17 protein-coding genes are annotated in these 17,832 nt (G+C 72.6%); 4 read left to right on the top strand and 13 right to left on the bottom strand.

The window, feature by feature from the left end:
- Window positions 1–12 precede the first annotated feature (12 nt).
- The 4 genes from ML5_RS14485 to ML5_RS33185 all read right to left on the bottom strand — a co-directional run bounded on the left by ML5_RS14485 (window position 13) and on the right by ML5_RS33185 (window position 5,556).
- On the bottom strand, window positions 13–1,167 hold the full coding sequence (locus ML5_RS14485; RefSeq protein WP_013475192.1) for a hypothetical protein: 1,155 nt from the start codon (window positions 1,165–1,167) through the stop codon (window positions 13–15).
- The gene (locus ML5_RS14480) at window positions 1,160–1,390 is read right to left on the bottom strand and encodes a heavy-metal-associated domain-containing protein (protein ID WP_013475191.1); all 231 of its coding nucleotides are present in this window, start codon (window positions 1,388–1,390) and stop codon (window positions 1,160–1,162) included. Before ML5_RS14480 ends, ML5_RS14485 begins: the two co-directional genes overlap by 8 nt.
- A gap of 165 nt (window positions 1,391–1,555) precedes the next feature.
- Window positions 1,556–3,673, bottom strand: coding sequence for a RecQ family ATP-dependent DNA helicase (locus ML5_RS14475; protein WP_187691536.1), 2,118 nt, complete (start codon window positions 3,671–3,673; stop codon window positions 1,556–1,558).
- Window positions 3,670–5,556: a BTAD domain-containing putative transcriptional regulator gene (locus ML5_RS33185; protein ID WP_013475189.1), complete on the bottom strand. Its 1,887-nt coding sequence runs from the start codon at window positions 5,554–5,556 to the stop codon at window positions 3,670–3,672. Before ML5_RS33185 ends, ML5_RS14475 begins: the two co-directional genes overlap by 4 nt.
- 141 nt (window positions 5,557–5,697) lie before the next feature.
- On the opposite strand from ML5_RS33185, the gene ML5_RS14465 reads away from it, so the two are divergent.
- Window positions 5,698–6,522: a hypothetical protein gene (locus ML5_RS14465; RefSeq protein WP_013475188.1), complete on the top strand. Its 825-nt coding sequence runs from the start codon at window positions 5,698–5,700 to the stop codon at window positions 6,520–6,522.
- Between the two features lie 160 nt (window positions 6,523–6,682).
- On the opposite strand, the gene ML5_RS14460 is transcribed toward ML5_RS14465, so the two are convergent.
- The 7 genes from ML5_RS14460 to ML5_RS14430 all read right to left on the bottom strand — a co-directional run bounded on the left by ML5_RS14460 (window position 6,683) and on the right by ML5_RS14430 (window position 12,124).
- Entirely contained in the window at window positions 6,683–7,801 is a 1,119-nt protein-coding gene (locus ML5_RS14460) for a branched-chain amino acid ABC transporter permease (RefSeq protein WP_013475187.1), read from the bottom strand.
- Window positions 7,798–8,688 carry a branched-chain amino acid ABC transporter permease gene (locus ML5_RS14455; protein WP_013288704.1) on the bottom strand — a complete coding sequence of 297 codons (891 nt, stop codon included), beginning with the start codon at window positions 8,686–8,688 and terminating at the stop codon, window positions 7,798–7,800. Before ML5_RS14455 ends, ML5_RS14460 begins: the two co-directional genes overlap by 4 nt.
- Window positions 8,685–9,413 (bottom strand): ABC transporter ATP-binding protein, encoded by a 729-nt coding sequence (locus ML5_RS14450; RefSeq protein ID WP_013288705.1) that lies wholly within the window; start codon window positions 9,411–9,413, stop codon window positions 8,685–8,687. Before ML5_RS14450 ends, ML5_RS14455 begins: the two co-directional genes overlap by 4 nt.
- Entirely contained in the window at window positions 9,414–10,157 is a 744-nt protein-coding gene (locus tag ML5_RS14445; protein ID WP_013288706.1) for an ABC transporter ATP-binding protein, read from the bottom strand.
- Between the two features lie 3 nt (window positions 10,158–10,160).
- A complete protein-coding gene (locus ML5_RS14440) occupies window positions 10,161–11,363 on the bottom strand; it encodes a substrate-binding domain-containing protein (protein ID WP_013475186.1) in 1,203 nt (400 codons plus the stop codon).
- A 216-nt stretch (window positions 11,364–11,579) separates the two neighbouring features.
- On the bottom strand, window positions 11,580–11,825 hold the full coding sequence (locus ML5_RS14435) for a hypothetical protein (RefSeq protein WP_013475185.1): 246 nt from the start codon (window positions 11,823–11,825) through the stop codon (window positions 11,580–11,582).
- Window positions 11,822–12,124, bottom strand: a complete 303-nt coding sequence (locus tag ML5_RS14430; RefSeq protein WP_013475184.1) for a DivIVA domain-containing protein — start codon at window positions 12,122–12,124, stop codon at window positions 11,822–11,824. Before ML5_RS14430 ends, ML5_RS14435 begins: the two co-directional genes overlap by 4 nt.
- A 278-nt stretch (window positions 12,125–12,402) precedes the next feature.
- On the opposite strand from ML5_RS14430, the gene ML5_RS14425 reads away from it, so the two are divergent.
- Window positions 12,403–12,630: a GntR family transcriptional regulator gene (locus ML5_RS14425; protein ID WP_013475183.1), complete on the top strand. Its 228-nt coding sequence runs from the start codon at window positions 12,403–12,405 to the stop codon at window positions 12,628–12,630.
- 266 nt (window positions 12,631–12,896) lie between these two features.
- On the opposite strand, the gene ML5_RS14420 is transcribed toward ML5_RS14425, so the two are convergent.
- The gene (locus tag ML5_RS14420; RefSeq protein ID WP_013475182.1) at window positions 12,897–14,012 is read right to left on the bottom strand and encodes a glycerophosphodiester phosphodiesterase; all 1,116 of its coding nucleotides are present in this window, start codon (window positions 14,010–14,012) and stop codon (window positions 12,897–12,899) included.
- A 106-nt stretch (window positions 14,013–14,118) separates the two neighbouring features.
- Here ML5_RS14420 and ML5_RS14415 point away from each other — a divergent pair, with 106 nt between their 5' ends.
- On the top strand, window positions 14,119–15,453 hold the full coding sequence (locus tag ML5_RS14415) for a TrkH family potassium uptake protein (RefSeq protein WP_013475181.1): 1,335 nt from the start codon (window positions 14,119–14,121) through the stop codon (window positions 15,451–15,453).
- On the top strand, window positions 15,443–16,111 hold the full coding sequence (locus tag ML5_RS14410) for a TrkA family potassium uptake protein (RefSeq protein WP_013288711.1): 669 nt from the start codon (window positions 15,443–15,445) through the stop codon (window positions 16,109–16,111). The genes ML5_RS14415 and ML5_RS14410 overlap by 11 nt, the downstream gene beginning before the upstream one ends.
- Before the next feature lie 86 nt (window positions 16,112–16,197).
- Here ML5_RS14410 and ML5_RS14405 read toward each other — a convergent pair whose 3' ends face one another.
- A complete protein-coding gene (locus tag ML5_RS14405; protein WP_013475180.1) occupies window positions 16,198–17,817 on the bottom strand; it encodes a serine/threonine-protein kinase in 1,620 nt (539 codons plus the stop codon).
- Window positions 17,818–17,832 lie beyond the last annotated feature (15 nt).

The raw sequence follows: 17,832 nt of genomic DNA, 5'->3' as shown, positions 1-17,832 counted from the left end.
GGCGACGAGGGCTCAGGCCACCGTCAGCGTGAACTCGGCGGTCCGCACCACGCCGCCGACCTGGAAGTCCAGGAACATCCGGTAGCTGCCCGGCCCCGGCGCGGTCAGCCAGAACGTCACGTCGTCGCCGTCGCGCACCGGCTCCGGGTGCACGTGCAGGTAGCCGAGGTCGCCCTCGCGCAGCGCCACCAGGTGCCCGTACGCCCCGAGGTACGGCTCCAGCGCCGCCGCCGTGCCGTCCGTCCCGGTGACCCGGAACCGCAGCGGCACCGACTTCCCCACCTCCGGCGTGCCCGCGTACCCGACGGTGAACCCGTCGACGATGGCCGACGTCGCGGCGGCGGGCAGCGGCCGGGGCCGGTACGCGCCGGACGCGGTCAGGTCGGCGCCGAGCACCACGGCGACCTGGCGGCCGTCGTCGGCCACCGCGGTGAAGTCCGCGTACATCCGCCAGGGGCCCGCCTCAGGTGCCGTGATCGGCACCGACCAGGTGCCGTCGGCGGCCATCGTCGGGTGCAGGTGCCGGTAACCGCCGAGGTCACGCCGGACCATGATCACGTGCATCGGTTTGTCGTGCACGACGGCGAACCGGGTGACCGCCCGGCGCTGGTCGTCGCGGATCTGGAAGCGCAGCTCACCGGCGCGGCCCGCGACCAGCTCGGTCGACGGCACCAGCGTGTAGCCGGCCGAGGTGATCGACAGTCCGGTCGCGCCGTCGCCGCCGCCCTGGGTGACTGTTGCGCCGTCGTGCGTGTGCGCGCCGGTGCCGGGTGAGTGGGCGTGCGCGCCGCCGTCGGCGCCGCCCGTGGCGACCCCGCCGGCCGTCGTGCCGGCGGGCCGGGCCGGGTCGGCCGGCGCGTTCATCCGCCCGAGGCCGAAGCCGAGCAGGACGGCGAGCACCAGGCCGCCCACCACCAGGGCCAGCCGCAACGTCTCCCGGTCAACAGCGACGGGCCCGGCCGCCCCGGCCGAACCACTCGCGCCGTCCCCGGCCAGCGCCGCGTCCCCGGGCAGAGCCGCGTCCGCAGACCGTCCCGCGCCCTCGGACGGAACAGCGTCCCCGGCCAGAGCCGCATCCCCGGGCTGCGCCGCGGGAGCGCCGGAACCGGCCTCGGAGTCGTCGGGGACGACGCCGGTGCCGGACGTGACGGACGACGACTCAGGCACCGCCGCCGACCAGCTCGTAACCCGCCTCGTCCACAGCGGCACGCACGGACTCGACGGACAGCGGCGCCACGCTGGTGACAGTGGCGGTGCCGCTCGTCAGATCGATCCGGACCTCGTCGACACCGGGCAGCGCGGACAGCTCCTCGGTCACCGCCTTGACGCAGTGTCCGCAGGTCATCCCGGTCACGGTGTACGTCTGGACGACGGGTCGCTGCTCGGTCATGACCCCACGGTACCGCCGCCCGGGTGCGGGCCCGACGACGGTCCGCCGACGGTGGTGACGCTCGCATTCCGCCCGGCCCGGGAACTTTCCGCGCAGCCCGGGAACTGCCGCGCCGACCGGCGGCACGCGACGCCGGGACTCCCGTCAGGCAGGCCGAGGGACGGGTCAGCCGGCCACCGCGAGCGCCAGCGGCAGCACGTCCGGCGCACCGGCCCGGCGCAGCAGCCGCGCCACCGTGCCCATCGTCCAGCCCGAGTCGACCAGGTCGTCCACCAGCAGCACCGGGCCGTCCAGCCCCGCCAGCGCACCGGCCAGCTCGTCCGGCAGGCGGAAGGCGTCGTGCAGCGCGCGTACCCGCTGGGCGCTGTTGCCGCGCGGCCCGCCGCCGCCAGGCCCGGCCGGGACGACCTGGCCGAGCAGCGGCAGCCGGCCCACGGCGGCGATCCGCTCGGCCAGCGAGCCGACCAGCAGTGGTCGCGTCCGGGAGCCGACCGCGACCACACCCGCCGGCCGCCGGGGCCACGGGTCGTCGCCGTGCGCCCACGCCTTCAGCACCTCGACCACAGCGGCCACCACGTCGTCGGGCACCGGGCCGTCCGGCGACTCCGGCCCGACCAGCCCGCGCAGCCGCCCACCCCACCCCAGGTCGGACAGGCGGCCCACGGCCCGGCCGGGCAGCGCCTGCTCCGCCGGGGGGATGCGGCCCTTCAGGGGTACGCCGACCGACTCCAACCCGGTCGGCCAGAGCTTCTTCGGCGGGATCGGCACGCCGGGCCGCCCGAGGAACGTCTGCGCGGCGGTCAGCGCCTGGTCGGAGACAGCGGCGTCGAACAACGGGCCGGCGCAGTTGTCGCACCGCCCGCAGTCCTGCGCCCCCGTGTCGTCCAGCCCTTCCCGCAGGTAGCGCATCCGGCAGCCGGACGTCGAGGCGTACTCCCGCATGGCCCGCTGCTCGGCGGCGCGCGCGTCGGCGACGCGCCGCAACCGGGCCTCGTCGTAGACCCAGGGTTCGCCGGTGGCGAGCCAGCCACCGCGCACCCGGCGGACCGCGCCGTCCACGTCGAGCACCTTGAGCATCAGCTCCAGCCGGGCCCGGCGCAGGTCGACCACCGGTTCGAGGGCCTGGGTGGAGATCGGCCGTTCGGTGTCCAGCGCGGCGAGCACGGCGCGCACCTGCTCCTCGGGCGGGAAGGCGAGCGAGGCGAAGTACCGCCAGATCGCCGCGTCCTCCACGCCGGGCAGCAGCAGCACCTCGGCGTGCTCGACGGCCCGGCCGGCGCGGCCGACCTGCTGGTAGTAGGCGATCGGCGAGGGCGGCGCGCCCAGGTGCACGACGAAGCCCAGGTCGGGCTTGTCGAAGCCCATGCCGAGCGCGCTGGTGGCGACCAGCGCCTTGATCTTGTTGTCCAGCAGGTCCTGCTCGGCGGCCCGCCGGTCGGCGTCCTCGGCTTGCCCGGTGTAGGAGGCGACCGACCAGCCCCGGCCGCGCAGGAAGTCGGCCGTCTCGGTGGCCGCCGCGACGGTGAGCGTGTAGACGATCCCCGAGCCGGGGAGCCGGTCCAGGTGGTCGGCCAGCCAGGCCAGGCGGTGGGCCGGGCTCGGCAGATCGAGTACGCCGAGGCGCAGCGACTCGCGGTCCAGGGTGCCCCGCAGCACCAGGGCGTCACCGAGCTGCTCGGCCACGTCCTGGGTGACCCGGGCGTTGGCGGTGGCGGTGGTGGCGAGCACCGGCGTGCGCTCGGGCAGGTTGGCCAGGAACGTGCGCAGCCGCCGGTAGTCGGGCCGGAAGTCGTGCCCCCAGTCGGAGACGCAGTGCGCCTCGTCCACCACGAGCAGCCCGGTGGTGGCGGCGAGCTTCGGCAGCACGCCGTCGCGGAAGTCCGGGTTGTTCAGGCGTTCCGGGCTGATCAGCAGTACGTCGACGGCGCCGGCGTGGATCTCGGCGGTGATCTCGTCCCACTCGTCCAGGTTCGCCGAGTTGATGGTGCGTGCCCGGATGCCGGCGCGGGCGGCGGACTCGACCTGGTTGCGCATCAGCGCCAGCAGCGGCGAGACGATCACGGTCGGCCCGTGCTGATTCCCCTCACGCAGCAGCGCGGTCGCCACGAAGTAGACGGCCGACTTGCCCCAGCCGGTGCGCTGAACGCAGAGCACCCGCCGCCGGTCGACCACGAGCGCCTCGATGGCCCGCCACTGGTCCTCGCGCAGCCGGGCGTGGTCACCCGCCAGCCGCCGCAGCACCGCCTCGGCACGCTCCCGGACGGCCATCCGATCCTGGCTCATCCGGCATTTCTACCAGGGGCCACCGACGTCACCGGCGGACCGGGCGGCGACGTGGGCGGCGGTACGGGTGTCGGTACGGGTGTCGGTGCGGGCGGCAGGAAGATCAGCAGCTCGCGCAACGAGTCCGTCGCCGCCGCCGGCAGCAGGCACCGCGAGGCCAGCTCCTCCATCGACGTGTACGGGCCGCGCATCCGCCGGTCGACCACCACATGCTGCGCCTGCGACCGGGTCAGTCCCGGCAGCCCGCTGATCACGTGGTCCGGCACCGAGTTGACGTCCACCAGTCCGCCGTCGTCGTACGCCCGGGGCAGGTCGGGGCGGCCGATGCGCAGGTCCTCCCGCGCCGACGGGTACTGGTAGAGCAGGTAGCGGGCGTACTCCCGGCGCAGCCGGTTGCGGTCGGCGTACGGCCGGCCACGCCAGAGCCCGCGCAGCCAGGCGAGCAGCCGGCCGTTGAGCAGCACCACGTGCGGGACGCCCGAGATCCAGGTGGTCAGCCAGATCAGGATCATGGCGCCCTCGGGTCCGCTGACCTCCTCCGTCTCGCTGCCGCCGACGACCACCACGAACGTCACGGCGACGGTCAGGTAGCAGACCGCGGCGAGGATGCTGCCCCAGCCCCGCCGCCAGATCCCGTAGAGCAGCACCACCAGCCAGGTGAGCATGCCGAACGAGAGCAGGGCGATGAACGCGCCGCCCACAGTCGCGACGACGCTCAACCACCCGGGCACTCCGGCCGGACGCCGGGACGGCGGCACGGCACCGAACAGCGGCGCGACAGGGGGCGCGACCCAGGCCGGCAGGCCGGTCGGCGACTCACCCGGGCCGGCCGGTGGCGGCGGGAACGCACCACCCGGCTGCGCCGAGACGGTGAACTGCACCGGAACGGTGAGTTGAGCCGAGACCGTGGGCTGGGGCGGAGCTGTGGGTTGGGCCGGAGCTGTGGGCTGGGCCGGCGCGGCGGGCTGGCGCGGCGCCGTGAGCGGAAGCGGGCTCTCGGCCGGGCTGGTGGGCAGCGGCCGGGCCGGTGCCTCGGCGGGGGCCGGAGACGGCTCCGGGCCGCCGACCGCCCACCTGTCGCCGGGTCCGGCCGGACGACGCGGCGCCTGCGCGAGGAGATCCGGGTCGGCGCGCAGAATGCGCCGGTGCAGATCCTGGAGCGGCTCCCCCGGCTCGATGCCGTACTCGTCCCGGAGCAGCCCGGCGTAGTCACGGTAGGCGGCCAGCGCCTCGGCCTGCCGTCCGCTGCGGTGCAACGCCAGCATGAGCTGGTGACGCAGCCGTTCCCGGACCGGGAACTCGGCGACCAGCTCGACCAGCCGGCCGACCAGCTCGCCGTGCCGGCCGTCGGCCAGCTCCAGTTCGGCACGCGTCTCCAGCGCGACCGCCCGCATCTCCACGAGGCGGTGCCGGGCCGTCTCGAAGTACGCGCCGCCGAACCCGGTGAACGGCTCCCCCTGCCACAGCTCCAGCGCGGCGCTCACCTCGGTCAGCGCCTCCGCCGTACGCCCGGCCGCCTGTGCCGCCCGCGCACGCCGCACGCCGCGCTCGAAGCGCGCCACGTCCACCGCCTCGGGCGGCACGCGCAGCAGGTAGCCCGCGTCGGTGAGGGTGAGCACCCGGGCCGGCGTACGCGGCGACCGGTCGGGTTCCAGCATCCGGCGCAGACCGGCCACGTGCTTCTGCACCACGTTGAGGCCGTTCACCGGCGCCTCGTCCGGCCAGACCGCCTCGACGATCTGCCCGGTCGGCACGGGACGGCCCGCGGCGAGCAGCAGCACGGCCAGCACGGCCCGCTGCTTGGCCGGGCCGAGATCGAGTGGTCGGCCGGCGTACCAGGCCCGCTGCGGGCCGAGGAGTTCGAAGCGCAGCGCCTCTGACATGCGAGTTTCCGCCCCCGTACCGACTGCCCCCGCCCACCGTGGCCGACGGCAGTCGGACGGCAGCATAACGGCAGCGGGAACGCCGTGACGGCTGGCGATACTTCCCCGGCAACAATCACCTGGGAAAGCGAGTCGAACACCATGACGCAGCGAATCGGTTCCGCCGCGAGCCTCCGGCGGATCGCGGCTCTCGCGACGGCCGTGCTGGCCACCACCGTCCTGTCCGCGGGGTGCGGAACCGGCGACGCCTCCGAGGGCACCGGAGCGGCGCCCAGCCCGTCGGCCGACCCGAAGGCCGCGCTGCTGGCCGCCGTGCCGGACGAGAAGGACCCGGCCTTCCGGTTCTCCACGATCGAGGGCGCGGAGAAGTTCGACGGGGTGGTCGACCCGGCGGCGCAGGGCCTCGAGTTGTCCATGTCGGAGAAGATCAAGGACCCGGAGTTCACCATGGCGATGACCTTCCGGGTGATCGAGGTGGACATCTGGGTCCGGGTCAAGCTCACCGGCATCCCCGGTCTGCACGACATCATGAAGCTGCCGAAGCGCTGGATGCTCCTGGACCGCACCAAGCTCGACGACGCCTCCGACGTGCCGGTCTACCAGAACGCCGACCCGGCCAACACGGCCGCGGTGATCCGGACCGCGGAGACGGTCGAGGACCGGGGCAACGGCACGTACGGCGGGTTCGCCGACCTGACCGCGAACGCCGACATCCGCGAGAACTTCAGCACCGTGGACGTGGACGCGCTCGGTGACGCGGCGAAGAAGGTGCCGTTCACGGCTGTGGTCGGGCCGGACGGGAACCTCACGTCGCTGACCCTGGACGTGCCGGCCGCAGGCAAGAAGAAGGCGATGAAGCTGGTCGCCAAGTACTACGACTTCGGCAAGGCGCCGAAGCTCAGCGCACCGACCGGCGCGCAGGTGCAGAAGGCGCCGGCGTCGGCGTACGAGATGCTCAACGGCTGACCACGACGGACGCGCGAGGGGCGGTGGCCACACGGGGGGCCGCCGCCCCTTCCGCGTGTCAGCGGCCGAGCACGTCGCCCCGGTCGATCATGAAGTTGGCGCGGGCCGGACACGGCGTGTCGTGCCGTCAACTTCATGATCGACCGGGGCGGGGCGGGGGTCAGCGGGAGCGGCGGAGGGCGGTCAGGAGGGGGGTTACGCGGGAGCGCAGGCTGGCCAGGCCGCCGGGGAAGAAGTAGACGGCCAGGATGAACACAGTGCCCAGGACGAACAGGGGCTGGCTCAGCGGGTGGCTGAGGAACGCGGGCAGGCTGTTCACCGCGTCGCTGCTGCCGAACGCGGTGAGCCGGTGGTCGAGGTACATGTAGAGGACGCCGCCCAGCACCGGCCCCCACCGCGTACCGGGGCCGCCGAGCACCACCATGACCAGCAGCGACAGCGTCAGCTCCGACGAGGTGATGTGCGGGCTGGCGCCGCCGACGATCAGCACGTAGACCACCCCGCCGGCCGACGCGAGGCCACCGGCGAGCGTGAACGCGACCAGCTTGAACCGGTACGGGTCGAGCCCGAGCACCCCGATGCGCCGCTCGTCGTCGCGCAGCCCGGCGAGCACCCGCCCGGTCGGCGAGGCGCTGACCCGGTGCACCACGAGGACCACGATGGCCAGGTACGCCAGCGCCAGCCAGTACAGGTTCACCGTGTTGGTGACGCCGACCAGCGCCGCCGGCAGCCCTGACACGTCCAGCGGCAGGCCCTCCTCGCCGCCGGTGAGACCGCCGAAGTCGCGGGCCACCAGGATCGCCCCGACCTGCGCGAACGCCAGCGTCACCATGGCGAACGCGATGCCCACCGTGCGCAGGGCCACCGCGCCGAGCAGCGCGGCGAGCGTGGTCCCGCCGATCACCGTGAGCACGGCGGCCTGCCACAGCGGCAGCCCGGCCTTGGTGACCAGGATGTCGGTGCCGTACACGCCGGCGGCGAAGTAGAGGGCGTGGCCGAAGGAGAGCATGCCGGTACGCCCGAACAGCAGGTCGTACCCGGCCGCGAGCCCGCCGAAGACCAGGCAGATGGCGAGCAGTTGCAGCGTGCCGGGCGAGTTCAGCGGCCCCTCGAAGATCCCCGGCAGGTGCAGTGTGGAGTACGGCAGGACCGCCGCCACCACCAGCGCCACGAGCGGCAGGTACGGGCGCAGTCCGTGCCAGCGGGCGCGGCCCGGGCTCAGCTCGTCCGGTACCGCAGCCGGGGGTGCCGGCGCCTCGGCGCTCTTGACCTCGGTCATGCGTGAGCCACCTTTCCGGCCAGGCCCTGCGGACGCAGCAGCAGCACCACGGCGAGCAGACCGACCACGCACAGGTCGCCCAGCCCGGACGTGCCGTAGTAGTTGACGAACTGTTGCAGCAGCCCCACCGCGACCGCCGCGTACGCGGACCCGACCACCGAGCCCATCCCGCCGATCACCACCACGATGAAGGCGAAGATCAGCAGCGAGCCGCCCTGCCCCGGTGAGACGGTGCCGAAGTAGACGCCGCCGAGCGCGCCGGCAAGCGCGGCGGCGGCCCCGCCGATCGCGAAGACCAGCGTGAACGCCTTGCGCACGTCGATGCCGAGCGCCGTCACCATCTCCCGGTTCTCCACGCCGGCCCGGATGATCAGGCCGTACCGGGTCCAGCGCAGGAACGCCAGCAGCGCCCCGAGCACCACAGCGGCGGCGACGATCAGCAGCAGCCCGGCGTTCGGCACCTGGGCGCCGAGCACCGAGGTGACGCCCCGGCTCCAGTCCGGACGCGGGAACGGCCGCGGATCCGCACCCCAGGTGGCCTGGAGCAGCGCCACCCCGGCCAGCGACAGGCCGACGGTGACGAGCACCTGCTCGATGGTGCGGGAGTACAGCGGCCGGATCAGCACCAGCTCCACGAGCACCGCGACGAGCGAACCGGCCAGCACGCCGAAGACGACAGCCAGCACGAAGCCGAACCCGTCCGGCCCGGCGCCGGGCAGGTTGCCCGCCGCCCACCAGGTCGCGTACGCGCCCACGCCGAGGAACAGCCCGTGCGCGAAGTTGAGCACGTCGGCGAGGCCGAAGACGAGGGACAGGCCGGAGGCCACGAGGAAGTACAGCGCCGCCAGGCCCAGCCCGGTCAGCGTCAGCAGAACCACTGTGTTCACGAGTGCACCTCCGCCGAACCCACACCGAGCAACGACTTCGTCAGCGCGGTCTCCAGCAGCAGTTCCTGGGCGTCGCCGGTCCAGGCGACCTTCCCGGCGGAGAGCACCACCGCGTCGGTCGCCAGCCGCCTTACCACCGCCAGGTTCTGCTCGACCAGCAGCACCGGAACCGATTCCGCCACCCGTTCCAGCACCTCGGCCACCTCGGTCACCACCTTCGGCGCCAGCCCTTTCGTCGGCTCGTCGACCAGCAGCAGCCGGTTGTCGTTCAGCAGCACCCGGCCGATCGCGAGCATCTGCTGCTGCCCGCCGGACAGCGAGCCGGCCCGTTGCCGTCCGCGCCGCTCCAGCTCGGGGAAGAGCGAGAAGACCTTGTCGTACGCGGGCGTGACGCCCCGCCGCTCGGCGAGCCGCAGGTTCTCCGCGACGGTGAGCGCGGCGAAGACGCAACGGTCCTCCGGCACGTAGCCGAGGCCGTCGCGGACCAGCCGGTGGGTGGGGCGTGCGAGCAGGCTGCGCGCCCCCATGCGTACGCTGCCGCGCACCTCGCCGCCGCGCGGCGTCAGCCCGACGATCGCGCGCAACGTGGTGGTCTTGCCGACGCCGTTGCGTCCGAGCAGCACCGTCACGCCGGTCGGCGCGACCTCGAACGACACGCCCTGGAGGATGTGCAGCCCGGCGATCCGCACGGACAGGTCCGCCACGGACAGGACAGGTTCGGTCATTTAGAGCGCCTCCCCCAGGTACGCCTCCTGCACTGTGGCGTTCGCCATCACCGTGTCCGGGGTGTCGCACGCCAGCAGCGCGCCGTGGTGCATCACGGCGATCCGGTCGGCCAGTTCCAGGATCACGTCCATGTGGTGTTCCACCATGAGCACCGCCCGGCCGCTGTCGCCGGTCAACGACTTGATCACGCTGACCAGCTCGGGCACGTCCTCGGCGCTCACCCCGGCCATCGGCTCGTCCAGCAGCATCACCCGGGGTTCACCGGCGAGCAGCAGCGCGATCTCCAGCTTGCGCTTCTCGCCGTGGGCCAGGGTGCCGGCGAGCGCCGTACCCCTGTGGTGCAGGCCGACCCGGTCGAGCGCCGCGTCGGCGGCGGCGGCCACCTCCCGGTCGGCCGCCGCCCGCCGCCACAGCTTCATCGAGCCACCCCGGTGTGCCTGTACGGCGAGCCGGACGTTCTCCCGCACGCTCAGCGAGCCGAAGACCGAGGACGCCTGGAAGGTACGCCCCAGTCCGAGCCGGGCACGCCGGTGCGGCGGAAGCGCGGTGATGTCCGCGCCGTCCAGCAGGACCGTGCCCTCGGTGGGCCGGCGCAGGCCGGTGATCAGGTTGAACAGGGAGGTCTTGCCGGCGCCGTTGGGCCCGATCACGCCGAGGAACTCCCCCGGCGCCAGATCGAGGTAGACGGAGTCGACGATGGCGACCTCACCGATCCGCCAGGTCAGACCGCGGGTGGCGAGCACGGGTCAGCCCTTCATCTGCGCGACGGGCGGCGCGCTCTCGTCACCGGTGAGCGACTTCTGCGCGGTCGCCGTGAAGGTGGTGCCGCTGCCGGAGAGCTTGGCCTGGTACATCGGCTGGAGCAGGGCGTGGTCCTCGGCGCGGATCTTCATGGTGCCCTTGACGCCCTCGAACTCCCAGCCCTCCAGCGCCTTGATCATCTTCTCCACGTCGTCGCCGCCCTCCTGCACGGCCCGGACGACCATCTGCGCGGCGGCGAACCCGTCCGGGTGGAACAGGTCGAGCGTGCCGCCCGGCACCTTCGCCTTCGCGGCCTTGGCGGCCTCGGTGTCGCTGGCGCCGTCGAAGTAGTGCGACAGGAACGAGATCTTGCTCCCGGCCGCGCCGAACGTCGGCCACGAGGCACGGATGTCGAGGCCGGTGACGACAGTGGTCGAGGCGAGGACGCCCTGCTGGTCGAGCGTCTGCCACATGGCGCCGGCGGTGGTGCCCGCCCAGGCGACGAAGAGCAGGTCCGGCTTGGCGGCCTTGATCTGGCTGGCGAACGGCGTGAACTCGGTGGCGCTGGCCGGGGCCCGGACGCTGCTCACGTTCGCACCCGCACCGCCGATGACGGCCTTCACGGCGGCCTCGTTGGCGTCGCCGAACGCGCCGTCCTGCGCGAACACGACAACCTTCTTGCCGCCCGCGTCGCCGATGAACGACCGGGCGGTCACCACGTCCTGCCACGACTGCCGGCCGGAACGGAACGTGTACTTGTTCGCGCCGGTCACCGCGTCGGTGGCGGCCGGGCCGGAGATGAACAGCACCTTGTTCTGCGCGGCGATCGGCGCGACCTGGAGCGCCACCCCGGAGGAGGTGGACCCCGCGATGATCTTCGTACCCTTGCCGATCAGGTCCTTCGCGGCGGACACGGCCTTGGCCGGGTCGCCCGCGTCGTCGGCCTCGGTCACCTCGATCGTGCGGTCACCGACCTTGCCGGTGCCCTTGGTGGCGAAGTCGAGGCCCGCCTTGAAACCCTCGATGTACTGCTTGCCGTAGCTGGCGAGCGGCCCGGACTGGGAGTAGACCAGACCGACCTTGACCGGGGCGGCGTCGCCGCCGCCGGATGCGGTGTCCTGCGGGCTGCCACAGGCCGTGGCGGCCAGAGCGACCGCCACCGAGGTGGCGGCGGTAAGGAACACCCGTCGCGTGTGCCGGATCGTCATTGCGACTCCAGGTGAGGACAGGGGGAATGTCAGTTGTCGGCTCACGCTAGAAGTGACGTCACCCACGGGCTATGTGGTCGGCGCACACAAGTACCTGTGACGGGATGGCCGCACGTTACAACGCCGGACATCGCCACGTAACCGCACCGACCCGGGATGGCCGCCCCCACCACGCGCACCTCGCCGGCAATGTCGTCCCACGCCATCGCGCGCCGGTCACCGCCCGTCGCACTCCCCGTCGTGGTCGGCCGCCCGAGCGCACCGCCGCCCACCGTCGCGCGGGCGGTCACACCAGACCCAGTGGCGTACGGACTGCTCGTCCTCCCGTGACACGGTGGTCCCGGCGCGCTCCACGTCGGCCAGGAACCCGAGCGCCCGGCAGATGGCCCGCGCGAACCCCCGCGCGCCGTCGAGGTCGGCCGCGAGCACCGGCAGGTGTACGACGAACCGCTCCCGGCTCACCGCTGCGTACCCGGTGTGAACCGGGACTGCCAGCTCTTGAGCGCCTGTTTGATGCGCGTGTTCTCCTCGGCGTAGCGGGACGCGTCGCACCGGGCCAGCGCCAGGTCACCCGCCACCCGGTAGAGGAAGGCGTGCACCTCCGCCGGGTCGAGCCCGTGCCGCACGGTGCGGAACCGCCGCTCGCGGATCTGCCCGACACTCAGCGGCCGGCACGACTCCGAGCGATACCAGCCCTGGTTCGGCTGCCGCCCCTTGCCACGTCGCCGGGTCGGCTGAAACAGGTTGAGCACGTTGCGCACGCCGATCCTCCTCACCGAGCCGTGGAGGCGACCCGCCCGCAGACAGGGGACGCGGGCGGGCCGCCGACCCCGAGACCGCAGCCCGTTCGGCGGTACGACCCCGGAGCCCAATCCGGGTCCGACTCCCGAGGTTTGCCGAACCAACCGGAGCCGGACGCGGGTCAGCCTACCCAAAATACCTGTGTAGGTCGAGCGTCCACATCGGGCTTTCTAGTTGTTGCAGTTACTGGTGTAGGCCCGGCATGATCGGAGGTGCCGAACCGACCGGAGTCCTCACCATGCCCACAGCTGAAGCGCCATATCGTCAGATCGCCAACGAACTCGCCGCAAAGATCAAGAGCGGCGAGTTGAAGCCCGGCGACAAGCTGCCCTCGACCCGTGAACTCGCCGAGGCTTACGGCGTCCACATGAACACGGCGTCCCGCGCCCTCTCACTGCTGCACGATCGAGAGTTGATCACCGGCCAGCCGGGCCGCGGCACGTACGTAGCCGAACCCCCGAGCTGATCAACTCCACTACGCCGAAGTGGCGGCATCATCGCGCCCGGAAGCAGCCACTTCCCCGAAGTGGCGCCCGCCCCGCGCGACAAGCCCCGCCCACCACCGCCCACCACCACCGCCACCGCCCTCGCGAGATCTTGGTATGGAATGGCCCTTGGAGGGGCCGTTTCGTACCAAGATCTCGGGGGCGGCCGAGCGCGACCGGAACCGGGGAAAGCGCGGACGGGGTGCCCGCCGGAACGGCGAGCACCCCGTTTTTCAGCGGAGCAGGGTCAGCGGCCGGCTCGGGCGGCCACGGCCGTGTCGGGGTGGTCGCTGAACACGCCGTCCAGGCCCAGGTCGAGGAACAGCTCGTACTCGGACGTGATGTCACCACGCGCGTTCGGGTCGGTGCCGATGCGGAAGTCCGCAGGCAGGAACTGGTTCTCGGCCCGGAACGTCCACGCGTGCACCACCAGCTTCTGCCGGTGCGCGTCGCGGATCACCGAGGTCGGCGCGAGCAGCCGGCCGGCGGAGTCCCGGGGCACGATCAGGTTCTTGTTCAGGCCCACGCCGTCGGCGTACCGGGAGATCCAGGCAAGTCCCGCGGGCGTGGCCAGGTCCGCGTAGGTCCGCTTGTCTCCGCCCGCGACGAAGTCGTAGGGCGCGCCGCTCGCATCCATGAGCTGCACCAGCCGTACGTCGATCATCTTGTCGAGCTTGCGCAGGTTGGCGGTCTCGAAGCTCTGGACGAACACCGGGTCGGCGCGGTGGGTGAGCCGGTTGCGGCGCAGCACCGCCACCAGCGGCTCCTCCAGCGGGCGGCCGATCGAGGCGAAGTAGGTGGGGTGCTTGGTCTCCGGGTAGACGCCGATGGTCCGGCCCCGGGCCTTCGACTCGGCCCGCGCCAGGTCGATGACCTCCTGGAACGTCGGGATCTCGAACCTGCCGTCGAACGCGGTGTTCGCGACCCGCACCTGGGGCAGCCGCTCCTTGGCCCGCAGCGTCTTCAGCTCGGCCAGCGTGAAGTCCTCGGTGAACCAGCCGGTGACGGTGACGCCGTCGATGGTCTTCGTCGCCTTGCGGCCGGCGAATTCGGGGCGGGCGGCCACGTCGGTCGTACCGGAGATCTCGTTCTCGTGCCGCGCGACCAGGACGCCGTCCTTGGTCGAGACCAGGTCCGGCTCGATGAAGTCGGCGCCCTGGCGGATGGCGAGCCGGTAGGCCTCCAGGGTGTGCTCCGGGCGGTAGCCGCTCGCGCCGCGGTGGCCGATCACGATCGGCCGCTGGGCCGCGGGGGCACGCTCGGCGCGGTGGTCCGGGCCGGCCTGGGCGGCCACGGCCGGCACCACCACAGCGGCCGCGAGCAGCGCGCCGGCCACGCCGAGGGTGGAAAGGGTACGTCGCAACGCCGTCTCCTGTCGTCGATGGGTACGCACAGCAGACCGGTCGTGGTTGACCGCCAGTTGGTCGGTTCCTGACCTGCCGGTGAATCTCCGGACGGAAGATGACGGGATGCGCCGCCTGCTCCGGAAGCCCGTACGGCTGGTGCCGTTGGGGTTCCTGGCGGTGATCCTGGTCGGCACCGGTCTGCTCATGCTGCCCTGGGCCACCAACGAGCATCGGTACACCCCGTTCGTCACCGCGCTGTTCACGTCCACGTCGGCGGTGTCGGTGACCGGGATGGCGGTGACCGACACGCCGAACTACTGGAACGGGTTCGGGCTCGTGATGATCACCGTGCTGACGCAGCTCGGCGGTCTGGGCATCCTGACCGGGGCGTCGCTGGTGATCCTGGCGGTCTCCCGCCAGCTCGGCCTGCGCAACCGGCTGCTCGTGCAGGCGGAGACCGCCGAGTTCGGCCTCGGCGACGTACGCCGGCTGCTGTTGCGCATCGCGGCGACCGTCTTCGTGACCGAGGCCCTGATGACGGCGGTGATCGCCACGCGCCTGTTCCTGGCGTACGACTACCGGCCGGGCCGGGCGCTCTGGTCGGCGGTGTTCCACTCGGTCCAGGCGTTCAACAACGGCGGTTTCGCGCTCTACTCCGACGGCCTGATCGCGTTCTCCCGCGACGGCTGGGTGGCGCTGCCGCTCAGCATCGGCGCGATCATCGGCGGGCTGGGCTTCCCGGCGCTGTTCGAGGCGGTACGCGAGTGGCGGCAGCCGGCGCGCTGGGCGGTCGCCACGAAGCTGACCGTGTGGGGCAGCGTGGTGCTGACCGTCTTCGGCGTCGCCTACCTGCTGATGGCCGAGTGGACCAATCCGTTCACGATCGGCACCTTCGACGTGCAGGGCAAGCTGCTGGCGTCGTTCACGCAGATCGCGTTGAGCCGTACCGGCGGCTTCGACGTGATCAACGTCGGGCACCTCACCGACGAGAGCTACCCGATGCTGATCGGCCTGATGTTCATCGGCGGCGGCAGCGCCAGCACCGCCGGCGGCATCAAGGTCTCCACGTTCTTCCTGCTCGGCTTCGCCATCTGGGCCGAGCTGCGGGGCGAGCCGGACACCACTGTCGGGCGCCGCCGGGTGGCGGCGGCGAGCCAGCGGCAGGCGCTGACCGTGGCGCTGCTGAGCGTGGCGCTCGTGGCCGGGGGAACCGTCGGCCTGATCGCGCTGACCTCGCACGTGTCGTTCTCGGCCGCGTTGTTCGAGGTCACCTCCGCGTTCAGCACGACCGGTCTGACCGTCGGGGTGTCCGGGCAGCTCTCCCCGCCGGGTCAGTACGTGCTGACCGCGCTCATGTACATCGGCCGGGTCGGGCCGCTCACCCTCGGCTCGGCCATCGCGTTGAACACCCGTCGACGGCTGTACCGCTACCCGGAGGAGCAACCCATTGTCGGCTAGACATCCGGAGGAGACAGGCATCGCGGTGATCGGCCTGGGCCGGTTCGGCACGCGCCTGGCGGAGTCCCTGTCCCGTCTCGGTTACGAGGTGCTGGCGATCGACCGTGACCCGGCCCGGGTCCAGCACTGGTCGGCCGAACTCGACCGGGTGGTGCAGGCGGACAGCACCGAGGAGGTGGTGCTGCGCCAGCTCGGGCTGGCGGACTTCCGCCGGGTCGTGGTCGCGATCGGGGCGTCGCTGGAGGCGAGCGTGCTCACCGTACTGGCGCTGGCCGAGCTGGGGATCGAGCAGATCTGGGCGCGGGCCACCTCGGAGAAGCACGCGAAGATCCTGCACTCGGTCGGCGCGCACCACGTGGTCTTCCCCGAGGCGGAGACCGGCGAGCGGGTGGCGCACCTGATCGTCAGCCGGATGCTCGACTTCATCGAGTTCGACGACGACTTCGCCATCGCCAAGGTCAAGGTGCCCGCGCCGCTGGTCGGGCGGTCACTGCGCGACATCGCACCGCAGGACCGGTACGGCGTCATGGTGGTGGGCGAGAAGCAGTCCGGGCAGCCGTTCCGTTATGCCGGGCCGGACACGGTGCTGCAGGCGGACAGCGTGCTCATCGTGGAGGGCGCCATCACCCAGGTGCAGCGCTTCTCCGCGCTGACCTGACGACGGCGCCGACCTGACGACAGGTCTCGCCTGTCAGCCCTTCTTCGGACCCTTGCCCTTGCCGTGCCCACCCCCCTTCGGCCGGTCTACTTTGCTTTTCCCTTGCCGTTCTCCTTGCCCTTGGGCTTCGGCGCGGCCTTGGGCTTCGGTTTCGCCGGCGCCGGTTTGGCCTTCGCCGGCCCGCTCTTGGCGGTGGTCTTGGTGGCCGGCTTGACCGGCGTCTTCACCGGCGGCGCGGTGGTCGGCGCCGAGCCGGCGATGCCGGAGACCTGCACGCCGCAGGTGCTGTCGCCGAGCGTGAACTCGACAGGCAGCGTGTTGCTCCCGGTGTAGCGGCCGGCCAGCGTCAGCTTCGTCGACGCGCCGGGGGCCAGCGCCGGGTCCGTCGCCGGTGCGGCGATCGAGACGGTACGCCCCACCTGACGTGCCGTGGGCTGGGCCGTGGTGACCGTCTGCTTGCCGGGGAACGTGAAGTTCATGGTCCAGCCGCGCAGTTCCCGGTCGCTGGTGTTGGTGAGCGTCAGCTCGGCGGAGAAGTCCTTGCCGGTGTCGCGGCGCAGCGAGTAGTCGACAGCGCACGGGATCGTCTCGGGCAGGCTCATCCGCGCCTCGGTCGGCTCCACCCCGCCGCTGGCCGGGCTCCGCGACGTCAGCCCCCACAGGGTGGCGGTCACCGCGACCAGGCCGACGGCGGCGACCCCGGCCTCCACCTTGCGCCGCCGCGCCACCGCCCGCCTGGTACGGGTACGCACCACCGAGAACGGCAGCGCGTCGGTCTCCGCCGACCACGGCAGGATCGTGGTGCCGGCGTTCTCGGCGAGCGCCGGGTCCATCCGGCCGAACGCCGGCGACACCGGCACGATCGCCGCGATACCCGCGGCCTCGGCGAGCGTACGGGCCACCTCGGCGGTCGCCGGGCGGTCCTCGGGACGCTTGGCCAGGCACCGCTGCACGAGCGAGGCGACCGGCTCGGGCAGCCCCGGCACCGCGGGCATCGGGTCCGGGTCGCGGTACATGTGGGCGCGCAGCATCTCGGTGGTGGTGCTGGCCTGCCACGGCAGGCGGCCGGTCAGCATCCGGTAGAGCAGCAGCCCGACCGCGTACACGTCGGTGGCCGGCGAGACGTGGCCGTTGTCCAGCCGCTCCGGCGCCAGGTACGCGGGCGTGCCGAGCAACGCGCCGTCCGGTCCCTTGTCGCTCTCCCCCACCAGCGCCGAGATGCCGAAGTCGACGACCTTCACCCCGGTCGGGGTCAGCATCACGTTGCCCGGGGTCACGTCCCGGTGCACCACACCGCGGGCGTGCGCGGCGGCCAGCGCCGAGGCGACCTCCGCGCCGATGGTCATGGCCTCCCGCCAGGGAAGCTGCCCGTCGCGGCCGAGCCGCCCGCTGAGCGGACCGCCGTCGACCAGCTCCATCACCACGTACGGCACGGTCAGGCCGACCTGCACGGACTCGCCGTAGTCGTACACGTTGGTGATGTTGGGGTGGCACAGCCGCGCGGCGGCCTGCGCCTCCACCCGGATCCGGTGCCGGAACGCCTTGTCGCTGGCCAGCCGCGAGGCCAGCACCTTGACCGCCACCTGGCGGCCCAGCACCTCGTCGTAGCCGCGCCAGACGACCGACATGCCGCCCGCACCCAACTGCTCGACGAGCCGATATCGCTCGCCGAGCAGTTGCACGCCGTTCCTGACCGGTCCACCCATGGTCGGTCCTGTTGC

The organism is Micromonospora sp. L5, assembly GCF_000177655.2.
Classification (GTDB): Bacteria; Actinomycetota; Actinomycetes; order Mycobacteriales; family Micromonosporaceae; genus Micromonospora; species Micromonospora aurantiaca.
The sequence above is the reverse complement of the archived record's forward strand: the minus strand, read 5'-3'. Positions and strand labels throughout refer to the sequence as shown.

What these genes read in the sequence shown, in the direction of transcription:
- ML5_RS14425 (WP_013475183.1), top strand. Translation starts at nt 12,403, where the DNA reads ATGCCCACAGCTGAAGCGCCATATCGTCAGATCGCCAACGAACTCGCC.
- ML5_RS14465 (WP_013475188.1), top strand. Translation starts at nt 5,698, where the DNA reads ATGACGCAGCGAATCGGTTCCGCCGCGAGCCTCCGGCGGATCGCGGCT.
- ML5_RS14460 (WP_013475187.1), bottom strand. Translation starts at nt 7,801, where the DNA reads ATGACCGAGGTCAAGAGCGCCGAGGCGCCGGCACCCCCGGCTGCGGTA.
- ML5_RS14415 (WP_013475181.1), top strand. Translation starts at nt 14,119, where the DNA reads ATGCGCCGCCTGCTCCGGAAGCCCGTACGGCTGGTGCCGTTGGGGTTC.
- ML5_RS14440 (WP_013475186.1), bottom strand. Translation starts at nt 11,363, where the DNA reads ATGACGATCCGGCACACGCGACGGGTGTTCCTTACCGCCGCCACCTCG.
- ML5_RS33185 (WP_013475189.1), bottom strand. Translation starts at nt 5,556, where the DNA reads ATGTCAGAGGCGCTGCGCTTCGAACTCCTCGGCCCGCAGCGGGCCTGG.
- ML5_RS14405 (WP_013475180.1), bottom strand. Translation starts at nt 17,817, where the DNA reads ATGGGTGGACCGGTCAGGAACGGCGTGCAACTGCTCGGCGAGCGATAT.
- ML5_RS14450 (WP_013288705.1), bottom strand. Translation starts at nt 9,413, where the DNA reads ATGACCGAACCTGTCCTGTCCGTGGCGGACCTGTCCGTGCGGATCGCC.
- ML5_RS14475 (WP_187691536.1), bottom strand. Translation starts at nt 3,673, where the DNA reads ATGAGCCAGGATCGGATGGCCGTCCGGGAGCGTGCCGAGGCGGTGCTG.
- ML5_RS14480 (WP_013475191.1), bottom strand. Translation starts at nt 1,390, where the DNA reads ATGACCGAGCAGCGACCCGTCGTCCAGACGTACACCGTGACCGGGATG.